The sequence below is a fragment of the Maritimibacter sp. HL-12 genome, assembly GCF_900177545.1.
In the GTDB taxonomy this organism is placed as follows: domain Bacteria; phylum Pseudomonadota; class Alphaproteobacteria; order Rhodobacterales; family Rhodobacteraceae; genus Sinisalibacter.
In genome coordinates this window covers 2,884,594-2,905,532 of record NZ_FXBQ01000001.1, presented here as the reverse complement: position 1 = coordinate 2,905,532, position 20,939 = coordinate 2,884,594, and the positions used below count along the sequence as shown (strand labels likewise).

Annotated in this window: 21 protein-coding genes; 1 reads left to right on the top strand and 20 read right to left on the bottom strand. The window is 68.9% G+C overall.

Going from position 1 to position 20,939, the window contains the following annotated elements:
* Positions 1-31: 31 nt before the first annotated feature.
* The 19 genes from B9Y97_RS14370 to B9Y97_RS14280 all read right to left on the bottom strand — a co-directional run bounded on the left by B9Y97_RS14370 (position 32) and on the right by B9Y97_RS14280 (position 18,967).
* Positions 32-826, bottom strand: coding sequence for a hypothetical protein (locus B9Y97_RS14370; protein WP_139828327.1), 795 nt, complete (start codon positions 824-826; stop codon positions 32-34).
* On the bottom strand, positions 823-1,335 hold the full coding sequence (locus B9Y97_RS14365) for a hypothetical protein (protein ID WP_085527388.1): 513 nt from the start codon (positions 1,333-1,335) through the stop codon (positions 823-825). Before B9Y97_RS14365 ends, B9Y97_RS14370 begins: the two co-directional genes overlap by 4 nt.
* The gene (locus B9Y97_RS14360; RefSeq protein WP_085527387.1) at positions 1,328-5,419 is read right to left on the bottom strand and encodes an efflux RND transporter permease subunit; all 4,092 of its coding nucleotides are present in this window, start codon (positions 5,417-5,419) and stop codon (positions 1,328-1,330) included. The genes B9Y97_RS14365 and B9Y97_RS14360 overlap by 8 nt, the downstream gene beginning before the upstream one ends.
* An 18-nt stretch (positions 5,420-5,437) precedes the next feature.
* Entirely contained in the window at positions 5,438-6,586 is a 1,149-nt protein-coding gene (locus B9Y97_RS14355) for an efflux RND transporter periplasmic adaptor subunit (protein ID WP_085527386.1), read from the bottom strand.
* A gap of 295 nt (positions 6,587-6,881) precedes the next feature.
* Positions 6,882-7,331, bottom strand: coding sequence for a hypothetical protein (locus B9Y97_RS14350; RefSeq protein WP_139828326.1), 450 nt, complete (start codon positions 7,329-7,331; stop codon positions 6,882-6,884).
* Between the two features lie 134 nt (positions 7,332-7,465).
* On the bottom strand, positions 7,466-8,068 hold the full coding sequence (locus tag B9Y97_RS14345) for a V-type ATP synthase subunit D (protein WP_176224381.1): 603 nt from the start codon (positions 8,066-8,068) through the stop codon (positions 7,466-7,468).
* The gene (locus B9Y97_RS14340) at positions 8,061-9,473 is read right to left on the bottom strand and encodes a V-type ATP synthase subunit B (protein WP_085527383.1); all 1,413 of its coding nucleotides are present in this window, start codon (positions 9,471-9,473) and stop codon (positions 8,061-8,063) included. The genes B9Y97_RS14345 and B9Y97_RS14340 overlap by 8 nt, the downstream gene beginning before the upstream one ends.
* Entirely contained in the window at positions 9,463-11,181 is a 1,719-nt protein-coding gene (locus B9Y97_RS14335; RefSeq protein WP_085527382.1) for a V-type ATP synthase subunit A, read from the bottom strand. Before B9Y97_RS14335 ends, B9Y97_RS14340 begins: the two co-directional genes overlap by 11 nt.
* Positions 11,178-11,807 carry a hypothetical protein gene (locus B9Y97_RS18180; protein ID WP_085527381.1) on the bottom strand — a complete coding sequence of 210 codons (630 nt, stop codon included), beginning with the start codon at positions 11,805-11,807 and terminating at the stop codon, positions 11,178-11,180. Before B9Y97_RS18180 ends, B9Y97_RS14335 begins: the two co-directional genes overlap by 4 nt.
* A gap of 1 nt (position 11,808) precedes the next feature.
* Positions 11,809-12,105: a V-type ATP synthase subunit F gene (locus B9Y97_RS14325; RefSeq protein ID WP_085527380.1), complete on the bottom strand. Its 297-nt coding sequence runs from the start codon at positions 12,103-12,105 to the stop codon at positions 11,809-11,811.
* A gap of 3 nt (positions 12,106-12,108) precedes the next feature.
* Entirely contained in the window at positions 12,109-12,450 is a 342-nt protein-coding gene (locus tag B9Y97_RS14320) for an ATP synthase subunit C (protein WP_085527379.1), read from the bottom strand.
* Positions 12,447-14,273: a V-type ATPase 116kDa subunit family protein gene (locus tag B9Y97_RS14315; RefSeq protein WP_085527378.1), complete on the bottom strand. Its 1,827-nt coding sequence runs from the start codon at positions 14,271-14,273 to the stop codon at positions 12,447-12,449. The genes B9Y97_RS14320 and B9Y97_RS14315 overlap by 4 nt, the downstream gene beginning before the upstream one ends.
* Entirely contained in the window at positions 14,273-14,938 is a 666-nt protein-coding gene (locus tag B9Y97_RS14310; protein WP_139828323.1) for a hypothetical protein, read from the bottom strand. Before B9Y97_RS14310 ends, B9Y97_RS14315 begins: the two co-directional genes overlap by 1 nt.
* The gene (locus B9Y97_RS14305; RefSeq protein WP_139828322.1) at positions 14,935-15,270 is read right to left on the bottom strand and encodes a hypothetical protein; all 336 of its coding nucleotides are present in this window, start codon (positions 15,268-15,270) and stop codon (positions 14,935-14,937) included. Before B9Y97_RS14305 ends, B9Y97_RS14310 begins: the two co-directional genes overlap by 4 nt.
* A 349-nt stretch (positions 15,271-15,619) precedes the next feature.
* Entirely contained in the window at positions 15,620-16,180 is a 561-nt protein-coding gene (locus B9Y97_RS14300) for a hypothetical protein (protein WP_254900928.1), read from the bottom strand.
* Between the two features lie 72 nt (positions 16,181-16,252).
* Positions 16,253-16,828: an EF-hand domain-containing protein gene (locus tag B9Y97_RS14295; protein WP_085527375.1), complete on the bottom strand. Its 576-nt coding sequence runs from the start codon at positions 16,826-16,828 to the stop codon at positions 16,253-16,255.
* 235 nt (positions 16,829-17,063) lie between these two features.
* Positions 17,064-17,636 (bottom strand): fasciclin domain-containing protein, encoded by a 573-nt coding sequence (locus B9Y97_RS14290; protein WP_085527374.1) that lies wholly within the window; start codon positions 17,634-17,636, stop codon positions 17,064-17,066.
* A 111-nt stretch (positions 17,637-17,747) separates the two neighbouring features.
* Positions 17,748-18,428 carry an anti-sigma factor gene (locus B9Y97_RS14285; protein ID WP_085527373.1) on the bottom strand — a complete coding sequence of 227 codons (681 nt, stop codon included), beginning with the start codon at positions 18,426-18,428 and terminating at the stop codon, positions 17,748-17,750.
* The gene (locus B9Y97_RS14280; RefSeq protein WP_085527372.1) at positions 18,425-18,967 is read right to left on the bottom strand and encodes a sigma-70 family RNA polymerase sigma factor; all 543 of its coding nucleotides are present in this window, start codon (positions 18,965-18,967) and stop codon (positions 18,425-18,427) included. The genes B9Y97_RS14285 and B9Y97_RS14280 overlap by 4 nt, the downstream gene beginning before the upstream one ends.
* 184 nt (positions 18,968-19,151) lie before the next feature.
* Here B9Y97_RS14280 and cobS point away from each other — a divergent pair, with 184 nt between their 5' ends.
* A complete protein-coding gene (cobS, locus tag B9Y97_RS14275) occupies positions 19,152-20,135 on the top strand; it encodes a cobaltochelatase subunit CobS (protein ID WP_085527371.1) in 984 nt (327 codons plus the stop codon).
* 3 nt (positions 20,136-20,138) lie between these two features.
* On the opposite strand, the gene B9Y97_RS14270 is transcribed toward cobS, so the two are convergent.
* Positions 20,139-20,741 (bottom strand): NADPH-dependent FMN reductase, encoded by a 603-nt coding sequence (locus tag B9Y97_RS14270; protein WP_085527370.1) that lies wholly within the window; start codon positions 20,739-20,741, stop codon positions 20,139-20,141.
* Positions 20,742-20,939 lie beyond the last annotated feature (198 nt).

The following is a 20,939-nucleotide window of genomic DNA, read 5'->3' as shown; positions in this document are numbered from 1 at the left end:
GCCGGAATGGCGTCATTCTTCTCCCCGCGGCCTACCAGAGGCCGAAAGGCGAAAGTCCTCCCAGCGGAGCGGTGGTGCCACCTGGGCTCCAGCCGCTGCCGAGACCGGGTTGGCCATAGCCGTAGCCAAGGCCGGGGTAGCTGCCGACGCCGGGGTAGACGCCGGCCCCGGGGTAGCCGCCGACACCGGGGTAGCCGCCGGCCCCGGGGTAGCCGCCCAGGCCGGGATAGCCTCCCAGTCCGGGATAGCCGCCAACGCCGGGGTGGCCGGTACCGAGCCCATAGGGCGCGGCCGTGCCGTAACCCGCCTGCGGGTAGCCGCCGGGCACCCCGCCGGGGTAGAGCGGCACATTGGTGTAGCCGCCCGCATAGGGCACCCCGCCATAGCCAGGCATCATCCCGCCCGGCGCGGGCATGACCCCGGCTTGCGGCAGGGCTCCGGCCTGCGGCACGGCTCCGGCCTGCGGTGTGACCGTCGGTTGCGACGGCACGGGCGCGACAAGCTGGCCCGGTTGCATCGGTTGGCCCGGATAGGTCGGCTGCGGTTGCGGCTGGGCGAAAGAATTGGTGCCTGCGCCGGTCCTGCCGGTGGCAAGGCGCTGTTCGAGGTCGGCGGGCGCATAGCTCCCGACGGCGGGCCCGGGGGGCACAAGCGGCGCCGGCCGGGAGGTGGCGTAATACGCGCCCGGGGAGGCGGGCTGCGGGCTCCAGGGGTTGGTCGCCTGCGCCGTGGCCGACGCGGCGGCGGTGCCCGCGACCAAGACGGCAGCGAGGCGCAGGCGTCGCGCGCGCCCCAAGCGCCGCGATGGTAACAGCTTCGCGCTCATTGCCCGCCTCGCCAACCTTGCGGCGCGCCCCAGCCCCAGCCGGGGGCCGGACGGTAGGGTTGCGGCTGGTACCCACCCGGCGCACCGGCCGGGGGAGCGGTCATCACGCCGGTGGCACCGGGCCCGGGCATCGTCGACCCACCCCCCGGCGCGGCGTAGCCGGGAAAGAAGTCCGGCCCGGTGGCGCGGCCATAGCCGGGTCCGGGCAGGGTCGAGGGTGCAAAGCGCGGCGGCGTTGTCTCCGCGTTGTTGCCGACGTCCACGCCGACACCATCATCGGCCGGTTGCCGCATCCAGTAGGGCAGTTGCAGCCCCGCGGGAGGGCCGAAGCGCTGCGTCATCGCGGGCGGCTGCCCCTGACCAGAGGGAGCGGCCATCGGCACCGGCATCAGCGGATAGGGGCCGGGCACCGGCGGCGCGGGGATCTGCATCTGCGCCGCAAGCGGCGCGGCGAGGCAGAGCGCCAGCAAACCGGCGGCGATCGGTGCGAGGGACGCGCGTTCAGACATCGCTCTCTCCTTGCGGACCCTTGAGCCGAATGCCGCGCCGCGCGTTGCCGGTGCGGGCCGCGGGCTTGGGCTGTGCTTGCCTGCTCGACGCAGGTTTTGCGGCGGCAGACTTCGGCTTCGGCTCCGGTTTGGGCTTGGCCGCGGCGGCTTTGGTGGTCGCCTTGGCCGGTTTCTTGGCCGCCGGTTTGGCGGCGGCGGGCTTGCGCGGCTTGGAGCCTGCCGGTTTGGCGGCTGCCGGTTTCCCGGCGGCGGGCTTGGCGGCGGCGGGCTTGGCGGTTGCCGATTTCCTGGCCGCCGGTTTCGCGGCGGCGGGCGTGTCGCCGGCTGTTGCGGACTTGGGGGCCGGTTTGGCCTTTGCCGTCGCGGGTTTGGCGACCGCGGGCTTCGGGGCCGGTTGTGTCGCCGGGCTGGCCTCTGCCGCGGGCGCGTCGGGAGCACGTGGCGGGACCGGCTCGGGCTTTGTCTCAGGCTTCGGCGGGTCTTGCACGACCGGCGCGGAACTCACCTCCGGTTCGGGCGCGGGGCGCGCACGTGACGGGCTCACCGGGGCGGGTGCGGTCGCGGCTGCGGCCGGTGCCCCCGCCGTTGCCGGCATTGCTTCCATCCGCCGCGCCCGGCCTGCGGAGAGGGCGCGCCCGAGCGCCATGGCCCCACCCAGGGCCGCACCGCCGACCATAACGAGCAGCGCGAACAGGCCGCGCCCGCCCGCAACAAGCCCACCGAGGAAACCGCCACCGGCGCTGCGCTCGGCGCGTGCGCGGGCAAGCGCTGCGTCGCTGCCTCCGGGCTCGGGGCCGACAGGGTCACCCGCGGCCGCGAGCGCGCCGCCGGTGCCACCCCCCGGCATGGAGGCGATCAGGGCCTTGCGAAAGCTCACGCAACCCATCGGGATCACCACGAGGGTGAGCAAGGTCGAGACCAGCCCGCCGAACATCAGCGAGATCGCCATGCCCTGGAAGATCGGGTCGGTGAGGATCACCGAGGAGCCGACGATCAGCGCGGCGGCGGTGATCAGGATCGGGCGGGTGCGGGTCTGGCAGGAATAGATCACCGCGTCCTGCACCGGCATGCCGCGCGCGACCTGGTGCAGCGAGAAATCGACCAGCAGAATCGAGTTTCGCACGATGATTCCCGCCAAGGCGATGAAGCCGATCATCGAGGTGGCGGTGAAGGAGGCGCCGAAGAACCAGTGTCCGGGCACGATGCCGATCAGGGTGAGCGGGATCGGCACCATGACGATCGCCGGGATGGTGAAATTGCCGAACTCCCAGACCACGAGGATGTAGATCAGGATCAGCGCGGCCCCGAAGGCGAGGCCCATGTCGCGGAAAGTCTCGTAGGTCACGGTCCACTCGCCGGTCCATTCCAGCGCGGAATTGAGGCTGTCTTCGGGCGGCCCGACATAATTGGTATCGACCCGGACGCCATCAGGCGCGGTGTAGCCGTCGAGCAGGTCTTCCATCTGGAGGATGCCGTAGATCGGCGCGCCGAGGCGGCCGGCGACATCGCCGGTGACGTATTCGACCGCGCGCAGATCCTTGTGATAGATCGGCTCGTCGAGCTGGAATTGTTCGAAATGGCCAAGCTCGGTAAGCGGGATCATCGCCCCGCCGCCGGTCGGGATCGGCAACTGGCCGAGGCGTCCGAACTGGCCCCGCAGGGCGAGCGGCATTTGCAGGTAGATGAAGCGCGGCTCGACGGCGCGCTCATTCTTGACGTCGCCGAGCCTATAGCCGCCCATCACCATTTCGAGCTGGCGGTTGATCGTCTCGACCGAAACGCCCCGGCGCGACGCCTTTTCGCGGTCGACCACGAAACGCCATGAGGCGTAGGGCATCTGCAGGTAGCTATCGACATCGACGATCACCTCGGCCTGGCGGAACAGCGCTTCGATGTCGCGCGCGACCTGCCGGCGGGTGGCGTCGTCGGGGCCATAGATTTCGGCCACCATGGTTTGCAGCACCGGTGGCCCCGGCGGCATCTCGATCACCTCGATACGCGCGCCCATCGCCTCGGCGATCGGGGTGAGGCGGTCGCGGGTCCAGGCCGCGAGGTCTTCCGACGAGCGCTCGCGCGCCTTCTTGTGCACGAGCTGCACCTGGATATCGGCCTGCCACGGGTCGGTGCGCATGTAGGAATGGCGCACCAGTCCGTTGAAGTTGAACGGGCTCGCCGCGCCGACGTAGCTTTGCAGCGCCACCACCTCGGGGATCTGCACAAGCTCTTCCGCGATCCGCCCGACCACGTTGGCGGTAACCGGCAGCGGCGTGCCGTCAGGCATGTTCACGGTGACGTTGTATTCGGGCTTGTTGTCTTTCGGCAGCATCTTCACCGTGACGGAGGTGGTGTAGAACAGCGAGAGGCTGAGGAAGAACACTACGAGCAAGCCGATCGCGAAGGTCCAGCCCACCACGCGGTTGGTGATGAGCGGCACCAGCAGCTTCACGAAGAAGCGGTTGAGCGCGAGGTTCTGGCGGTGTTCCTTTTCCTGCGCGCGGGCCAGCAGGTGCATTGGCGGGCGGATGCGCTGGGCCAGCCAGGGCGTGAAGATAAAGGCGGCGAAAAGCGAGAACAGCATCGCCACCGAGCCGAGCGCCGGGATCGGTTCCATGTAGGGGCCCATCATGCCCGACACGAAGCCCATCGGCAGCAGCGCCGCGATCACGGTGAAGGTGGCGAGGATCGTCGGGTTGCCCACCTCGCGAACCGCGTCCACGCTGCATTCGGAGGTGCAGGCCCCCTCTTCGAGCCAGCGGCGGTAGATGTTTTCGACCACCACGATGGCGTCATCGACGAGGATGCCGATCGAGAAGATCAGCGCGAAGAGCGACACCCGGTCGATGGTATATCCAAGCAGCCAGGCCGAGAACACCGTGATCAGGATCACGATCGGGATCACCACCAGCACCACGACGGCGGCGCGCAGGCCGAGCGCAAGGCCGATCAGCAGGGTGACCGCGACGGTCACGATCAACAGCTTGAAGATCAGCTCGTTGACCTTCTCGTTGGCGGTTTCGCCGTAGTTGCGGGTGACCTCGACATGGACGTTATCGGGGATCAGCGCGCCCTTCAGCCGTTCGACGTAGGCCAGCACCTCGTTGGCCACGCCAACCCCGTTCGACCCCGCCTTCTTGGCCACCGCGATGGTGACGGCCGGGGCCCCGAGCGGGGCGAGGCTGCGCGCCACCGCCGCGTCATGGGCACCGTAGGCCGGGCCAGTGTAATAGGCCACCATGGAGGTGGCGTCGTCGGTGGCCTCGGTCACCAGCGCCACGTCGCGGATATAGGTCGGCTGGCCCTGGTGCACGCCGACCATCAGGTTTTCGATATCGCGCGCCGATTGCAGGAAGGCGCCGGTGTAGAGCGTGAAGGCGCTGGTGCCTGCCTCGACCTGCCCCACGCCGCGTTCGGAATTGGCGGCGCGGATGGTTTGCGCGATCTCGTCGAGCCCGATGCCGAAACCGGCAAGGCGCTCGGGGAAAACCTCGACCTTGATCGCGTCCGACCGGCCGCCGACAACGAAGCTCTGCGCGGTGTTGGGCACTTCCTTGAGGCGCTGCATCACGTCGAGCCCGAGCGCGCGCAAGGCCCCCTCGTCGACCTCGTGGCTCCACATCGTCAGGGTGACGACGGGCACATCGTCCACCCCCTTGGGCTTGATCAGCGGCATCGACACGCCGGGCGGGATCTTGTCGAGGTTGGACTGGATCTTGTCGTTGAGCTTGACCAGCGAGGGGCCCATTTCCTCGCCGACATCGAACTGCACGGTGACCATCGCACCGTCGCGCTCCGACACCGAGTAGACGTGCTTGACGCCGGGGATCTCGCTCATCAGCCGTTCCAGCGGATCGGTGGCGAGGGCCGCGACCTGGTTGGCGGAAGTGCCGGAATACTGGAAGAAGATGTCGATCATCGGCACCGAGATCTGCGGATCTTCCTGGCGTGGGGTCAGGGCGAGTCCGGCAAGGCCGAGCGCGAGGCTGGCGACGAGCAGGAGCGGCGAGAGCGGTGAATTGATGAAGAACCGCGCGAGCTTGCCCGCAAGCCCGAGGTGCTGGTCACCGTTGATTGGCTGATCGTTCATGCCCGCTCCCCCGACCGCTTACTGGCCTGAAACCAGCGAAGCCGGCGGGTTCAGCACAACCACCTCGCCACCCGAAAGACCCGACACCACCGATATCCGCCCGTCGGGCAGCGGGTAGCCGACGCGCACGATCCTGAGCGAAGGCCGCCCGGCGTCGAGCACGAAGACCGACGGCAGGCTGCCGCGCCATACCAGCGCCTCGGGCGGCACCGCCGTCTGGCTCTGGGTCGGCACCGAGGCGTCCGGCACGGTAACCTCGGCATACATCCCCGGCCCGCCCGCCGTGCCGAGCGGCAGATCGAACTTGACGGTGACGGTGTGACGGCCGGGATCGGCCACCGGGAAGATCTGGGCAACCCGCGCCTCGACCTGCGCGCCGGCATCGAGACGGGCGGGCACCAGCATGTCCACCGAGAGCCCCGCCGCGAGGCGCACCGGAACGTCGGCCTCGATGCGCAGGTAATCGACGTAGGAATAGGAGACGAGCGGCATGCCGGGCTGCACCGTGTCGCCCACTTCCACGTGCTTGGCCATCACGACCCCGTCGAACCCGGCGATGGACTGGAAATCCTTCAGCGAGGCATCGAGAGCTTCGAGGTTGGCCTGGGCCGAGGTCAGCGCGCTTTGCGCCTGATCGACGCCGACGCCGGCACCGTAGAGATCGGCCTGGCGTTCGAGGCCGGGATTGGTCTGCCCGGCGGCAGAGGCGAAGCCGCGGGTGAAGAACTGGTCGAACAGCGCCGGTGCGCCCATGCCCGGCATCCCGGTGATCGAGTTGACCCGCGGGCTGTAGAGTTCGCGCGAATACTGCATGTAGGCATTGCGGACCGCAGCCTCGGCCTGCAGCACCTGGCTTTCGGCTGCGCGGCGCTGGGCGGCGAGGTTGGCATCACCGATTCGCACCAGCACATCGCCCTCGGCGGCATGATGCCCCTCGGCCCCGGCGATGAAGATCACCTGTCCCGGCACCTGCGCGGAATGGGTAACCTGTTTGAACGGGATCACGGTGCCGCCGACGGTGGCGCTGCCGCCGATCTGGGTGGTCGCGACCGGGGCGGTGAGAAACTGGGTTTGCGGTGCGGCAGGAGCAGCGGACTGGGCATGCAATCCCGGCGCAACCAAGACGAGAGCCGCCAAAGCCGCCGAAAAATTAAGCACCCTGCTCATGCCTGCCCCCTGACCTCAATACATTTGATCGCCACTACATGTGCACAAATCGGAATATTATTATCCCTTAGCATGAGAATCGGCAATTTCATTACGTTTTTTTTCGCAACGCACAGTTTCTCGCCATGACACAGGTCAAATCGCGATAATCGTTGAACGAATCACCAGTCGGTTCGACGGGCATGCGTCGGCATTCGGTTTCCCGCATGAGTTGTAGTCTGGCCCGCAGAAGTCCGCGCCTGCACACCCAGAGGCAAACAAGATCAATGAGTTATCAATAACCTTAGCGTTTTTCTCAGAACGGGAAGGGGCCGCCACCGAACATGTAGGACATCGGGTTCGAGAAGGCGTAGGACGCGCGGCCGACATCATTGGTCATCTGCCCGATGCTCACCGTCATCGCCTGCATTGAGCGGGTCATCCCGCCCATCATCGCGGTCATCTCGCCCATGTTGGAGGTGATTCCCTCCATGCTCGTGTTCATCGCGCCGATATCGGTGGAAAGCGTGCTCATGGTGGCATCCATCCGCTCCATGCTGTCGCGCATCGCCACCATGTTCTCGGTCATCCCGCTCATGTCGATAACCATGGATTTGAAGCTGCCGTTGAGCTCCACCATCACGTCGGTCATCACGTAGACCTGCCGCGACATGCCCCACATCACCCAAGTGAACACCGCCATCACGATGACGATTCCGAGCGTCATCGCGCCGATGAAGCCGCCGCTGTTAACCCGTCGATACATCCGTCCTCCCCGGCCTCCCGGCCCATTGGCGCACCCGCGGGGCGTTTGCCACCGGACACATCATCATACCGCCATATTTCGATATGTGACGGTCAGGCAAGCAAATCCGACGCGGCAGCGCAGCATGACCCGCGTCAACGGCGGGCATTTCTTATGCGCAGCGCTTCTTCCTGATCGCTCTCGTCGAGGCTTTCGGTGATCGCGGCAAGACTGGCGGCGGTCTCCGGCAGGATCACGTTCTCAAGCGCCCGCGCGCGCCGCTCGGTGGCGCGGTATTCGGCGATCAGCCGCCGGATATTGGCCGCGCGGGCCGCCACCCGCAAGGCATGGGGCACCAGAACAGCGAAGGCAGCGCGGCAGGATTCGGCCGCCTCGGAGGCGTCGAGCGCAGGCCTCGGTTCGGGCGGATGCCAGGTGGCATCGGGCGGCTCCAGCAGGCCGAGACCAAGGAAGTTGCGGCTTGCGAACGCCATGCCCTCCCCCTGCCCGTCACCGGCCGGGTAGCGCGCCAGCGCCTCGAACCCGTGGCGGGCGATTGCCGCCTTCAGCGCCGCGACCGCCGCCGCCATCGCCTCGTCGTAGTCATGGCGCGCCGCGCGCCACGCCGCCAGTTCCTCCAACAGGGTGGCGGCGAGCAACATCCGCTTTTCATCGAGGAACTCGTAGCCGGTTTCGATGAAACGCTTTTCCTCGGCCAGCGCGAGCGCGGCACCGCGGGTGGCGATGATCTCAGCCATCGCCCGCCTCCGCCTCGGCCCGCGCCAGAACCGGCGCGATATGCGCCTCGATCTGCGCATCCGACAGCCGCGCAAGCTCGCCCGGCGGCAGCATCGCGAGGATCTCCCATCCCAGCGCGAAGCTCTCGTCGAAGCCGCGCATCGCGCCCTGGTTCACGAACTCCGCCTCGAAGCGGTCGCCGAAATCGAGATAGAGCCGGTCGGTTTCGGTCAGCCCGTCGCGCCCGACGACGCTGGACAGCACCCGCACCCGCGCCGCGCGGGCGTAGGCGGCAAAGAGCTGCTGGGCGAGCGCCGGGTGATCGGGGTGGGTGTAGCCTTCACCGATGCCCTGATCCATCAGCCGCGACAGCGAGGGCAGCACGTTCACCGGCGGGTAAATGCCGCGGTGCTCCAGCGCTCGGTCGAGCACCACCTGGCCTTCGGTGATGTAGCCGGTGAGGTCGGGGATCGGGTGGCTGATGTCATCTGCCGGCATGGTCAGGATCGGCAGTTGGGTGAGCGTGCCCGCCCGGCCCTTGATCCAGCCTGCGCGCTCGAAAATGGTGGCGAGATCGGAATACATGTAGCCGGGGTAGCCCTTGCGCGAGGGAATCTCGCCGTGGCTGGCCGACACCTCGCGCAGCGCCTCGCAATAGTTGGTCATGTCGGTGAGGATCACGAGGACGTGGCGGCCCTCGTCGAAGGCGAGATATTCCGCCGCCGTGAGCGCGTAGCGCGGGGTGAGCAGGCGCTGGGCCGATGGCTCGGAGGCGAGGTTGAGAAACATCGCCGTGTGTTCGAGCGCGCCCGATTGCTCCATCGCGGCGCGGAAGCTCTCGGCGCTGTCGTGGCTGACACCGATGCCCGCGAAAACCACGGCGAAACCCGCCTCATCCTCGCCGCGCAGCCGCGCGGTCTGGGCGATGCCGGCGGCGAGCCGGTCATGCGGCAGGCCCCCGGCGGAGAAGATCGGCAGTTTCTGGCCGCGCACGAGGCTGTTAAGGATGTCGATCGAGGACACGCCGGTTTCGATGAAGTCCTTCGGCAGGCCGCGCGTGGCGGGGTTGATCGTGCCGGTATCGACCCGCCTGCGCACCATTTCGGGCACCGGGGGGCCGCCGTCGCGCGCGCGCCCCACGCCGTCGAACACCCGGCCAAGCAGCCCCGGCCCGAGCGCCATGGTCATCGGTTCGCCGCGAAAGCGCACGGTCACGTCGTCGATGCCGAGGCCCGCAGTGCTCTCCAGAAGCTCAACAACGATGCCTTCCTCGTCGAGCGCGACGATCCGACCAAGCCGGGCGCGGCCATCGCCGCCCTCGACCTCCACCGCCTCGCCCAGCCCGGCCTTGACCACCCGGCGCAGAAACACCAGCGGCCCCTCGATGGCGGTGACCGCGCCGCCCGCGCCAAGCTCAAACCGCATCACTCACCTCCCGGCCAAGCCCGGCCAACTCGGTTTCCATCTCCTCGACGAGGGCGGCGAAGCGGGTGGGATCGCCATCGGCGATCTCCTCGCCCATCCGTGCGAGGCGGCGGTAGAACCTCGCCCCAGCAATCGCCTCCACCTTCATGCCGCGCGCCACCGCCGCCTCGGCCAGATCGAAGAACCGCATCAAGGCGCCGAGCATCTCGGTTTGCTTGTCCGGCGGGCAGGTGCGGTCGGTCGGTGAGAAGGCGGATTGGCGCAGGAAGGCATCATCCACCAACCCGGCACAGAGCAGCGTGAGCTGTTGCGTGGGCGGCATCGCGTCCTTGCCGACGATGCGCGCCATCCGTTCAAGCCCGGCCTGGGCTTCGAGCAGGTCGAGGATGCGCGACCGCTGGGTGCGCCAGTTCGGGTTGCCATGCGCCGTCCACCAGTCGACAAGGCCGCCCGCGTCTTCCGAGTAGCTCTGGAGCGGGTGGATCGCGGGGTAGAAGCGAGCCTGCGCCCGGCCACGATCAAGCCCCCAGAAGGTCCGGACGTAACGCTTGGTGTGGCTGGTGACGGGCTCGGAGAAATCGCCCGCGGGCGGGCTGACCGCCCCGATCACGGTGAGCGAGCCACGCGTGCCGCCCAGCGTTTCTACCGAGGCCGCGCGTTCGTAGAACTCGCTCATCCGCGAGGAAAGGTAGGCCGGGTAACCGCTCTCGGAGGGCAATTCGCCCAACCGGCCAGAGACCTCGCGCAAGGCTTCGGCCCAGCGCGAGGTGCTGTCGGCCATCAGGGTGACGTTGAAGCCCTGGTCGCGGAAATATTCGCCCACCGTCACCCCGGTGTAGATCGAGGCTTCGCGCGCGGCCACCGGCATGTTCGAGGTATTGGCCACGATCACCGTGCGCTCCATCAAGGGCCGCCCGGTGCGCGGGTCTTCCAGTTCGGGAAACTCGTGCAGCACCTCGGCCATCTCGTTGCCGCGCTCGCCGCAGCCGACATAGACGATCACGTCGGCGTCGCACCACTTGGCGAGGGTTTCCTGAAGCACCGTCTTGCCGGTGCCGAACCCGCCGGGAATGGCGGCGCGGCCACCGCGGGCGATCGGAAACAGGCTGTCGAGGATGCGCTGGCCGGTCACCATCATTTCGTCGGGCGGCAGGCGGCGGGCCACCGGGCGCGGGCGGCGCACCGGCCAGTCATGCGCAAGCGCGATCTCGCGGGAGGTGCCATCGGGCAGGGTCAGGCGCGCCACGACATCGTCGAGCGTGGCTTCCCCGGTTTCGATATGGTCGAGCTTCGCTTCGGAGATGTCGGGCGGCACAAGCAGGACCTGCGCCTTTGCCGGGCCTTCGACCTCGGCGAGCGCCTCGCCGGCGCGCACGCTCTCGCCGGGCTCGACGAGCGGGCGCAGGTGATACCGCTGCGCGACATCCTCGGCGGCGAGCGGGCGCAACAACCCGTCGTAGATATTGCCGAGCAGGTGCGGCCCGAGGCGCACCGAGAGCGGCAGGCCGCTGCCTTCGACGCTATCGCCCGGGGCGAGCCCGGTGGTGTCTTCGTAGATCTGCGCGGTGATCTCGTCGCCCGAGAGCCGCACCACCTCGCCGAGCAACCCGGCTTCGCCGACATGCACCGCCTCGCCGAGGCTGAACCCGCCTTCGCGCCGCGCCCGGATTACCGGCCCGGCCACGGATGTGATGATCGCCTGTGTCATCCCCTGCCCTCCTTCGCCCGCGCGATCTCGGCCAGCAGCGCCGCGCCCGTCGCCTCGCGGTCGGCGATCAGCGCGGCCAGGCTCGCATCGAGCCAGGCGGTGGCGGCGCGGACCTGCAGCCCTGCGCCGAGCGACGGGTCCGGCTCGAACCCCGGGGCAGTGCCGGTGGCCTGTTTCACCTCGCGCGCGAGCCTGTCAATCTCGTCCGGGGTCAGATCGCCGGGATGGGTCACGACCCAGTCGCCCGGCCCGAACCGGTCGGCCCCGAGCCGCAGCGCCGCGCGCGCCCAACCCATCCGCGTTTCCGCCTCATTCCAGAGGGCTGCGAGCGCGGCTTCCAGCGCGGGCAACCCGGCCTCGATCTCGGCGCGCGCCTCGGTTCCGCGCAACTGCCGGCGCGCGGTGTCGAGCCGGGCGGTCTCAAAGCGCAACGCCTCGGCGCGGGTTCGCTTCAGCGCGGCGATCTCCTCGTGCACCCGGGCGCGGGCGCGGGCATGGGCGGCCTGCACCTCCGCCGCCGCCTCCGCCTCGGCCTTGGCGCGGATCCGGACCAGTTCCGCTTCCGTCTCCGCCTCGATCCGCGCAATCAGCGCCTCGGACCGGTCGGGTCTGTTCACATCGTCCATGTCACACCTCGATCCCGAGGGCGCGGCGCACCTCGGCCTCCATGTCGGGCACGCCCACATGCCCTTGTGCGTCCGGCACCAGCGCGAGCAGCGGGGCCGGTTCGGCCTCCAGCGCGCGCGCGAACCTATCGGGCAGCGCCGCATGCGCCGCCGCCGTCATCATCAACACCCGCGCCTTGGGGGCCTCGGCCTTGACCAACGCGACCAATTCCTGGGGGTCGGGCGCAAAGCTCTCGATGCCCGCGAGCCGGAAACCCGCCGCCGTCACCTCGTCGCCGATGAAGACGATCTCGCGCATCGCTCACACCGCGTTCAGGATCAGCACGGCCACGATCAGCCCGTAGATCGCGATCCCCTCGGCAAGGCCGACGAGGATCAGGAGCCGCCCGAGCAGTTCCGGCTTCTCGGTGAGCGCGCCCACGGCGGCGCTGCCCACCACCGCCACGGCGTAAGCCGCACCCAGCGAGGCAAGCCCGGCCGAGATCGCCGCGCCGATCATCGCCATCCCGGCGTGGGGTGCGGCGGGGGCGGCTTCGGCGGCGGTCTGGGCGGCGGCAGGGCCGAGCCAGAGATAGGTGAGCGCGGCGGCGAGCGGCAGCGCCAGCGCGATGAGGCCGATGAACGGGGCGGTGATGCGTTTCATGATGGGGTTCCCTCTCTGAGATGTTGGCCCGGTGCCGAAAGCGGGCGAAACTCGCGGCCCTCGGCGTGAAAGAAGCGGATGAAAAACTCGAACAGGATCAGGCGGGTGGTCTGGATGCCGGTCACCAGCGCCTCCAGCGTGAGGATGAGCAGGTTGCCGAGCAGCAGCGCGATCCAGAAGCCGGCGCCGCCGAGCGCATCGGCCACGCCCACAACCGCCGCCGAAAGCCCTCCGTGCGCCAGCGCGAAGGCGCCGACCCGGGCGAAAGAGACGGTGGAGACGAGCAGCCGCATCAGGGTTTCGACGAATTCCGCCGCCGCCTTGCCCGCCGCGGCGGGCGACCATCCCTCTGCGCTCCGCGCACCCGCGAGCGTGAGCGCCAGCCCCAGCGGCAAGCCCCAGGCCAGCGCAGGGAAGGCGAAGGCCGCGAGCAATCCGGCCCAGGCCAGCGTCACGCCGCCAAACCCGGCCATCCAGCGCATCAGTTGGCCGCGCCATGCCGCTTGCACCATGTCGAGCGCGATAGCGAGCGCGAGCAGCCCGGCCCCGATCGCCAGCGCGGCGGCGAGCACCGTGATCGGCTCGTCGAGCGGGTGCAGCCAGAGCGCGGGGATGATCCCCTCCATGCTGAACACCGAGCCGAACAGCACGCCGAACACCATCGCCATGATCCCGCCGGGGATCAGCAGGAACAGCAGCGGGATGCGGCGGTGCAGCAGAAGCCCGACCAGCACCAGCACCGCGCCCTGCCCGACATCGCCGAACATGAAGCCGAACAGCACCGGCGCGATCAGCGCGGTAACGATGGAGGGATCGACCTCGCGATCGGCGGGCACGCCGAGCAGGCGCGGGAAGAACTCGAAGGCCTTGAGGAACCCCGGGTTTTCGAGCACCATCGGCGGATCGCCCGGCGCGCCCTCGCCCAGCGTCAACGCGTAATCCACCTCGGCGGCGTCGAGCGCGGCGCGGATCTCGGCCCCGCCCGGGTCACGGGTCCAGCCGGTGATGCGCATGACGTGGCGGCTCGCGGTGATGTCGCCCGCGTTGGCGGCGAGCCATTCGAGCACGGCGACGCGGTTGAGCAGCCCGGCAAGGCCGGTTTCCTCGGCGAGTTCGTCGAGCCGCTCGCGGTGCACGCTGCAGGTCTCGGCGACGGCCGCGCTGTGCACGCGCACCTGCGCGGCATGGCCCGCCGGATCATCGCGCAGGAATTCGGGCAGCGGCACCGGTGTTGCCCGCAAGCTCGCCAGCCGCTCGGCAAGCCCCGCCATTGCGTGACGCTCTGCCAGCACCACGAGAAAGCCGCCGCGGTCGGTCGGGAAAAGCTCGCTGAACGCCGCGCCGATATCGGGGAGATCCGGCACCGGCGCGGGCAGGAAGAAGATCGCGTGATCGACGAGCCGCCCGCCGCCCGCGCCAAGGCGGGCGAGCGGCAGGTGGCCGGGTACGGCCTCGACCAGTTCGCCGATCAGCGCAAGTTCGCCCAGCCGCGCCTCGCAGGCGCGGATATCGGCGATGATCCGATCGGCCGCCTGCGCCCAGCTTTCGAGCCGGGCGAGGGTTTCCTCAAGCACCGCGATGGGGTTTTCGAGCGCCAGCCCGGCATGGCCGCGCGCCTCGGGCCAATAGCCGCCGTAATCGGCTTCGAGCGCGTGGAAGGCGGCGAAGAATTCCTCGAGCCTCGGCAGCACCGGTTCGGACCCGGCGAGCGGGCGGGCTTCGAGCTGCGCCGCTCCGCTGGCCGCAAGCACCTGCATCGCCAGCGCGAAATGCTGGCGGCTGGTGAGCAGTTCGAACCATGTCGTCGGGCGCGGGCGCAACATCAGGCCGCCTCCCCCTCGCCGGTGACCGGAAACAGCCGGGCGAGCAGGAGCGCGCCGCGCAAGCGTTCGAGATCGAGCGCCATCAGCCCGAGAAAGGCGAAGGCGGCGGCGGGCTCGCCCGCGCGGGCGCGCAGCAGGCGCTCAAGCCCCCGCATCAGCGCCCATCTCTCGGTGAGTGCGCGCGGCGGGCCTTCGAGATAGGCTGTGATGAGCGGATTGAGCGGCGCAAGCGCAGCCGCCCCGCCGCGTGGCAGGCGCGCGGCAAGGCCCGCTTGCCATGCCGCACCGGGGCGCGCGCCATCCTCGATGGCTGTCGCCAGCGCCTCGCCCCCCGGCAAGGCCAGCGACCCCTCGGCGTCGGCAAGCCCGAGATGCGGCAAGAGGGCCACCCATTCCAGCGCCGCGCGCCAGGACGGGGGCGCCCAATGCGCCACCTCGGCGACGAGATCGGCCCAAGCTTGCCGCAACCCCGACTCCACCGCCTCGCGCGAACTGTCGCGCCCCAATCGGGCCACGAAAGCCGCAAGGCCCGTGCGCTTTGTGGCGTCGAGTCCTTGGGCAAGATCACGGCCGGTTTCGATCATCTGCCACTCCGCCGCCTCGGGGCGGGCCGCGAACCGGGCCTGCATCCGCGCCTGGGCATATGCGAAACCGGCCTGTCTCATGAGCTGTCGATCCCCGCCAGACGGCGCGCGAGGTGCTTGGCGGCAACCTGCACGCGGGCTTCGTCGGGCGGCGCGGAAAGATCGCGCCGCGCCGCTTCGAAAGCCTGCACCATCCGCGCCTTGGCGCGGCCAATGTCTTCCTGCATGTCGGCGTGCAGCGCCTGCAACCGCCGGTCGGCGCGGGCGGCGATTGCGCGGGCTTCGGCGCGGGCCCGTTGGCGGATCGCCGCCGCCTCTTCGTGACCGGCCGCAAGGCGCGCATCGGCGGTTGTTTCGGCGTCGAGCACGCGGCGAAAACCGCCACTGGACGTTGTCGCATTCCGGTCGGACATCGCTCTCCTCCCCCGGCTTGCGGCGCGCGGCGGATCATCTCTGCTCGACCGCGGCCATCACTCGTATTCTGATTTTTAAATGTATTGGATGCCTTGATCTGGCGCATTCATGCCGCGGAAAAATGCGCATTCGGCAGAAAACCGGGGCCGGTTCGAGAAAAACCCGGCGCGCGACCCGTCTTCATGCCCCCGGCCAGCCGGAACCGGACCCGGCACGCTGAGAAAAAACAGGTCAGATCGCGGTTTTTGCCCGGCGTTTTCCGGCAATCGGAACAGCCTTTCGGGCGCAGCGCGACGGTTGGGTGCCGGGCATCGGCTGGCCATTTTCCCGGTGATCGGCGGTGCCGCGTCAGTTTGCCGCCTGCACCATCATCCGGTCATGGACCGCTTGCATCCCGCGCGCGACCATGTCGGTCACTTCCGAAGCATGGCGCTGGAGCGCCGCCACCACCTCGGGATCGTCGGAGGTCTGGGTCACCGCGATCCCGGTCTCGGTCGCCTCGATCTCGGTGGCGATGCCGGCGCGGCGCTGGAACAGGATGTCGAGCGTCGGGCTCTGGATCAGCACCTGCGGGTCGCGGCCCTCTTCGACGCGGGCAATCATGCCCACCACGTGGCTGACCACCACCGCCCGAAGCTCCGGATCCTCGGTGAAGGTGTGGGTGCGGATGCCGTCGGGCAGGTTGGTCACCTCGCGGTCGATGGCCGGGAAGTTTCGGAACAGCACCTCCATCTCGAAACTTTCCTCGGCGCTGGCATCGCGGCCGCGCAGGCCGGGCATGGTCACCTCGTCATGGCCGGTGCCGTCGGCCCCGTGTGCGTGCATGTGGCCGTCCGTCTGCTGCGCCGTGGCCGGAGCCGTGAGCAGAAGCGCCAGCGCGCCCGCGCCGATCCATCGTGTCAGTCTCATCGCGCCCCCTTCGTGTTGATCCTGTCGTTCTATCCTGCCCGCCGGGGTCGCGCGATCACGCCTGCGTGACGATCATCGCGGCGCCGCGAGCACCGCCTCGACCTCGTCCCAGGTCACGAAGCCGTCGTTGTCGAGGTCCATCAGCAGCATTGCCTCGCCTTCGGGGCCAAGCGGGCCGATGTCGGGCACCGGGTGCATCTCGAGCGCAAGCGCGTGGATCTCGTCAAGGCCCACTTCGCCGTCGCCGTTGCGGTCCGCCGCCGTCCATTCGGCGTCGAGCAGGGCAAGCTCGCGCACGCCGAGGTTGTCGCCCCAGCTCATCCCGGCGTGACGGTCGAACTCGGTGCGCCGGATCATGCCGTCGCCGTCGAGGTCGTATTGGGTCCAGCCGAGGAAGACCCGGGCGCGGTCCGCGGCGGCCCGGATTTCGAGCGTCACGCGGGGGCCGATCACCGGGATATCGCCGGTCACCGCGAGCCGGTCGAAGGTGGCGGCGTAGCTGTCGAAAACATTGCGCGCGCCGAGCCGAAGGAGCGTGACCGTCTCGATCGGCAGCGGCACCAGCGCGGGATCGCGCAGCGGGCGGGTGATGTCCTGCGCCATCGCGGGAACGGCGATCAGGGCGAGAAGGAGAGCGGGCCGGTTCATGGCGATGCGCTATCACGCGCCCCCGGTCCCGGCAATGCACGCCGCCGTGAGTCGTCGCGGTCGGATACCTCGCGCGGGCTTGCGACTGCGGCGGCGGTCAGGCGACGACGGGCCAGGAGGGACATCCAGATCCGCCGCCGCCATCCCCCGGCATCTGTCGAACGGGAAAGACCCGGGCCGGGGAAAGGGCCGCGCTGCAGGAGGACGCCGCGCGACCCGGTTTCGCTCCGGCGGGTCACATCGCCGGGAGCATCACCTTGTCGATGACGTGGATCACGCCGTTCGACTGGCGCACGTCGGCGATGGTCACGCTCGCGGTGCGGCCGCGTTCGTCGGTCAGCATGAGGGTGCCCATGTTGTAGCTGGCCTCCAGGGTGCAGCCGCCCAGGGTCTCGACGTCATGCGCGCCGCCATCGTCGTCGACCATCGTCATGATCGCGTCCGACATCGCGTTTGCCGCGACCACGTGGCAGGTGAGCACTTCCACCAACTGGTCCTTGTTTTCCGGCATCAGCAGGGTTTCGACGGTGCCACCCTGAAGCATCTCGAAGGCCGCGTCGGTGGGCGCGAAGACGGTGAACGGGCCCTCCCCCGAGAGGGTTTCGGCAAGCCCTGCGGCGGTGACCGCGGCGACGAGGGTTTGGTGATCGGCCGAGTTCACGGCGTTCTCGACGATGGTCTTGTCGGGGAACATCGCGGCGCCACCGACCATCGGGTTGCCGGTGTCGCTCTGGCTCGTCGCGATGCCCGGCGCGGCAAGGCCGAGCGCGAGGGCGGTGGAGGTGGTGAGAAAGGTCTTGCGAAACATGTCTGACTCCCTTGGGTGCGTTTCTGTGGTGGTCCCGAACCGATTGCCCGAGAACGCCAGAAACCACGCAAGGAAGCGGCGGCGAGTTTCACGCCGCCGATCACAACGCCATCACGCCTCCGTGAGTGCGCCGGTTGCCAGAACCGCGCCGGTGGGCTGGCCGGTGGGCGAGCCGCCCGCGGGTTCGTCCGACACCGCCAGGACCGCGCCGTCGAGGGCGGCGCGCAACTCCGGCGCCACCATCACCACCGTGGCCGGGTCGTCGGGCAGCACGCCGAGCGAAACCGGGGCATCGTCGCCCGCGATGATCCAGAGTTCGAGCGCGCGCCCCACCGGTGCGGCCGCGCCTTCACGCGCAACAAAGAGCGTTCCGGCCTCGGCATCGTAGGCCGCCGCAAGTCGGAGATCGCCGTCCTGCGCGACCAGTTCGGCGCGGTAGGCCGGGGCGGCGGGGGGCACCGGCGCGCGCGGGGCAAAGCTGGGCCAGAAAACCACCGCCGCCGCCAGTGCCGCGGCCAGCGCGACCGGGGCGGCCCAGGCCCACCAGCGCCGCCGCGCGCGCCCGAACAGCCGTCGCTCGGTTGCGCGCCAGACCCGCGCGGGCGGTGCCACCGGCTCGACCTCGTCGGCCAGCGTGGCCAGATCGGCCCGCCACTCGGCAACCAGCGCGGCGAACTCGGGGTCGGTCGCGATGCGCGCAGACGCCGCCCGCGCCTCCTCAGGCGGGAGAACGCCGAGCACATATTCGCCCGCAAGCGCGCGGTCGTCGTCCGACTTTTCGGCCCCGGTCATCGTTCGAGACACTCCCTCAGTTTCAACAGGCTGCGGCGCAGCCATGTTCGCATCGTGTTGAGCGGCACCGCGAAGCGCTCGGCCAGATCGGCATAGCTCTCGCCGTCGAGATAGGCGCGGCGCACCGCCTCGGCCCGATCGGCGTCGAGTTCATCGAAACAGGCCTCGATTCGCCCGCGTTCGGACCGCGCCACCGCCTCGGCCTCTGGCCCCGGCCGGGCATCGGCCAGCTCCGCCACGTCGTCGAGCGCGCCCCCGCCCGCGCGCCGCCGCCGCACCTTGTCGATGGCGTGGTTGCGCGCCAGCGTGATCAGCCAGGTCATCGGGCTGTAGCCGTTCACCCGGTAGCGCCCCGCCGCGTGCCAGACCTTGACGTAAATCTCCTGCAGCGCGTCTTCCGCCTCGCCCCGATCCTTCAAGATACGCAAGGCGAGGCCGAAAAGTTTCGCCGAGGTGTGACGATACAACGCCCCGAAGGCGGCACGGTCGCCCTGCGCCGTGCGCGCCAGCCAGTGTTCCAGATCGTCCCGCGTTGCCATCGTCCCTCACGCTTTGCCCCAGCCTAAGCGAACAGGCGCGGTTTTGGCCAGCCACCTGCGCCGGAATGGCCACGTGCGGGGCCACCCCGAACCGGCGACAGCCGCCCGCCGGCCTCTTGCGCCCCCCCCCATTATCGGGCACGAACGGGCGACGGGTTTGGCCCCGGGGAGAAACGCAAAGGCAATGGACGGCACGATGGATAGCAATGCGCGGCCCACCGAAAGCATCTCGGTGCGAGATGTTTTCGGGATCGACACGGACATGTTGGTGAAAGGTTTCGAGGAGCCGACCGACCGCGTGCCGGAGTTCGACCCGACCTACAAGTTCGATCCCGAAACCACGCTGGCGATCCTTGCGGGCTTCGCCCACAACCGCCGGGTGATGATCCAGGGCTACCATGGCACCGGCAAGTCGACCCATATCGAGCAGGTCGCCGCGCGGCTGAACTGGCCGACCGTGCGGGTCAACCTCGACAGCCACATCTCCCGGATCGACCTGATCGGCAAGGATGCGATCAAGCTGCGCGACGGCAAGCAGGTGACCGAGTTTCACGAAGGCATCCTGCCCTGGGCGCTGCGCAACCCCTGCGCGATCGTGTTCGACGAATACGACGCCGGCCGCGCCGACGTGATGTTCGTGATCCAGCGGGTGCTGGAGCATGACGGCAAACTCACCCTGCTCGACCAGAACGAGATCATCACGCCGCACAAGTATTTCCGCCTCTTCGCCACCGCTAACACGGTTGGCCTCGGCGACACCACCGGGCTTTACCACGGCGTGCAGCAGATCAACCAGGCGCAGATGGACCGCTGGAGCCTCGTCGCCACGCTGAATTACCTCTCCCACGACGCCGAAGTGGCGATCGTGCTGGCCAAGGCACCGCATTTCAACACCGAGAAGGGCCGCAAGCAGGTGAGCCAGATGGTGACGGTCGCCGACCTCACCCGCACCGCCTTCATGAACGGCGATCTCTCCACCCTGATGAGCCCGCGCACGGTGATCAACTGGGCCTGGAACACCGAGATCTTCCGCAATATCGGCTACGCCTTCCGGCTGTCGTTCCTCAACAAGTGCGACGAGTTGGAACGCCAGACCGTGGCCGAGTTCTATCAGCGCTGCTTTGACGAGGAACTGCCGGAAAGCGCGGCGAACGCGGCGCTGGGGTAGGCCTCACGCCGCCTCCTTGCGCTCTTGGCTGCGCGCCGCCATCGTCGCCCTCGCCCACCACGCGACGTCGTCGAGCATGGCTTCGAGCGAGGGCGCGATATGCTCCTCGATTGCGCTGATCGGGTCGTCGTCACCAATCGGGCTGACGCGGTAGAAATCCGGGCCACCGATGTGCACGGCGTTGCGCACCGCAACCATCTGCAATTCGACGGAAATCTGGCGCAGATGTTCGAGCGCCCGAGCGCCGCCCATCGAGCCATAGGCCAGCGCGGCGATCGGCTTGTGTTTCCACTCGACATAGGCCTGGTCGAGCGCATTCTTCAACGCGCCGGGGATCGAGTGGTTGTATTCCGGGGTCACGAAAATGTAGCCGTCGAAGCGACGGATCAGGTCTTGCCAGGCGCGCGCCGCGGGGTCTTTCGTCTCGACAAAGGCGTTGGTTGCGGCTTCGTCGAAGAACGGCAGCGGGTGGTCGCGCAGGTCGATCAGTTCGAATGTCATGTCGCGCCGTTCAGGCAGTTTCGACCACAGCCAGTCGGCGGGCTTGCCGCCAAAACGGTCGGTTCGGGTTGATGCGACGATCACGGCAATACGCGGGGTGGTCATCCTGGTCTCCTTTCGTTGATACATGTCGGACTGGAAGGGAAACGCGCCGCATGGCCTTGTGCTCCATATTCGGTCGCGGTCTCTCGAAAAGTTGAGACCTTGCCGACTGGCCGCGCGGCGACCCGCGACCTTGGCGGATGCGACGCGGCGCGATGACCCGGCAAAAGCCCGCGCTGCGACCGCGCGGGCAGACTGCAC